The organism is Ruegeria discodermiae (genome assembly GCF_030758345.1).
GTDB lineage: Bacteria > Pseudomonadota > Alphaproteobacteria > Rhodobacterales > Rhodobacteraceae > Ruegeria_C.
Genome location: NZ_JAVAMO010000049.1, coordinates 1 through 2,764, shown reverse-complemented (window position 1 = coordinate 2,764; position 2,764 = coordinate 1). Strand labels below are relative to the sequence as shown.

1 protein-coding gene is annotated in these 2,764 nt (G+C 59.8%); it reads right to left on the bottom strand.

What is annotated here, in order from left to right; genetic code table 11:
• Positions 1–2,492: G8 domain-containing protein (locus Q5Y75_RS28265; protein WP_306203630.1), on the bottom strand; the 2,492-nt coding region annotated here is incomplete at its 3' end.
• Positions 2,493–2,764: the final 272 nt, after the last annotated feature.

Genomic DNA, 2,764 nt, shown 5'->3' with positions numbered 1-2,764 from the left:
CCTGTTCCGAAGTCCTGGTTGATGGAGTCGATGCCGTCTGTGTAGTAGTGTTCGATCTCGTTTGACGGGGGTGTGAAGCCGTTGATCTTGTATTGCTGCAGCTCTGAATCCTTGAACCCTTCAAGGCGCAGCGGGATGAAGACGGCCTGGTTTTCGCCGGTCAGCCGGTCTCCGACCCACCAGTAGAAGGCCAGATCCCAGGTGCCGTTGCTGTTCTGGATCGCGCCGTATTTTTCGAGCGCATAATCCACATTGCTGGGCCGCAATTCGGTCTGCAGTCCGTCAAATGTATGCACATCCTGACGATACCAGGTGTTTGCGTGGAATTTGAACGTGCCGAGACTGTCGGTCAGCGTGCCGCGGATGTCGATCTCGCCTCCATCCGGGCGGATCACCATCTTGGTGCCGCCATCCGCCTTGAAGGTGATCTGCTCGACGGGGGTCACTTTCGAACCATCGATGATCCGGTTGTCGAAGTTGACCAGGTTCCCGCTCATGTCGCGCGCCGTAAGACCGCGATCGACGTCATTCCATGTCACGTCGACATAGGTCCCGTCGGCATTGTAGCCACGCGCGTTGAACACCTCGAACGCGTCTTCCACATGGACATTGGACAGGTTGATGCCCTCGGCCTTGTCGCCCACCTTGAAGCCGCGACCGACGCCGACAAACAGCACGTCCTTGAACACATATTCATTGGTGTAGTTGAAGATGTGCACCGCCTCGCCATCGACCTCATAGGCAGTCAGATCCGAAAAGGTCTGCTGGATGTCGGTGGCGTTGTCGATGTTGCGATGGCCGGTGAAGATGCCTTCTTCCACGGCGATGATCTGGTTGCCGGAGAAGCCCATGATCGACGTGTCTTCTTCGTCGTAGCGCTCTTTCTCCTGGAACGGGTTGCCCGAGGGATCGAACTGCACGACATCCGTGGTCGGCCCCTGGGTACTGGTCTCGGACGTGTTGAACATCCAGGCGGTCTTGGAGTTCGCGGCGATGTTGTCCTGCTGGATGATCTGGCGCGCCTGGCTTTCATAGGCGACGCCTTCGATGCCGAAATCGCCGGATTTCTCCAGGGTCAGGACATTTGCGTCACCATCGCGGTTGGGGTCACGCCCGGTGCCCACGGTGGAGGTGACGAAATTGCCGATCCACTGGCCGGTCTCATTGGCGTCTTCCGAGACGATCCCGGCGCCGGCGACGCCATAGACGAAATTGTAATCGATGGCCGCGTGGCTGTCGTGATGCACGATGCCCCAGCCGGGGCTGCCGGTGACCGAGTTGCCCTCAAGTATCGCGAGCTTGGCGTCCTCTTCGGCACCGGTGCGGTGGATATGGAGCGCATAGCGACCCTCCACATTCCCGGAGCCGGGGTTGCGCGCGGTCCCGATGACATCGCCGGGGCCATCCTTGATGTCGGGGCCGCGGTTCGACCAGTCGTCCTCGTCCCAGAGCTCATTGGTGTTGATCGGCTTGGATTTGTCCGTCCGGCCCAGCTCGTCGAACTCGGCATAGCGCACTTCCACATCCGCGTTGTGCATGAACATCACATGGCCGCGCACCCCTTCGGGGTTCTCCGACGAGATCGTCACATTGCGCGAGGAGTTGCCCACATAGACCGACAATTCATTATCGATCCCGTCGCGGCCCTCATAATCCGGCGTCGTGTGATCGTATTGGAGAGGCCGGTTGAGGGTGACCGTGCCGGTCGCGGCGTCGATCGCGACGATCGTCACCTCTTCATCCTGTGTCTGCAGGATACCGTTCGACGTGCCGATATATTTCGTGCCCATGACCACAAGGCTGTCGCCGACCTGCCAGCTGTCGACATCGCCTTCCAGCTTGAGCGTCCGGTCCCCGGCCTCGGGCTCTTCGGCCAGCCGGAGATAGGGGGCTTTGGTGGCACCGTGAATTTCCACCGCGCCATGGGTGACAACCCCGTGGCCCAGCTGGCTGGGGTCCTCGGACAGGTTGATTTTGCTGTCGGTGATCACGATCTCGGCGGTGACATCGGCCTGCACCGGATTGCCCTCGACCCCGATCGTCAGCGTGGAGGACGCGCCGGTCAGCAGCGATTCCACCTCCATCCGGGTGTCGGTATCAACGGCGAAATGCAGCCCGCCATCAACGCCCACCGTCCCCAGCTCGGCCGTGCTCACACCGTCATAGACAACGGAAATACCATGCGGAATATAGGCATCCGACCCGGCGCTCGGCACTTTGCCCCCTGCCCAGGTGCTGCTGTCGAACCAGGACCCGCCCTTGATGGCAACAGAGGTGCTCCAATCGCTGGCATCTGGCATCAGGTTCATCAGGTTGAGATGCTCGCCCTGCATAACGGAATCGTCCATATGCGCGGAATGATGCGCCTGTGACAGCGCCTCCTGCTGCATCATGACGGCTTCGGCACGTGTGGTGCTGCCGGACCCGGTCAGATCCTGTTCCCCGCTACCAGTTCCGTGCCCGGAGTGAGTCATCTCCGTTGAGTGGTTCATGTCGTCCATTACTGCTCCAGTCGCCCCGCATACCGAAGCCCCGGCCAAAAGGCCGACGCAAAGAAACAGAGCGAACCAAGCCGCTCTGAATTCGGTGTTGTCGTGATCCCGGGACGACTGAGTGTATCGTCCCGAATTTGCAACGCTGGCGTACCGTGCCAAAATGGCAAGAACCATAGTCCTAAAAACGCAGTCTAAAGATCGGCAAATTCCCGCGTGAAACAATGCAGGACCGCTCCATATTCCGCCTATCCAAACCTCGCGAAAAATCG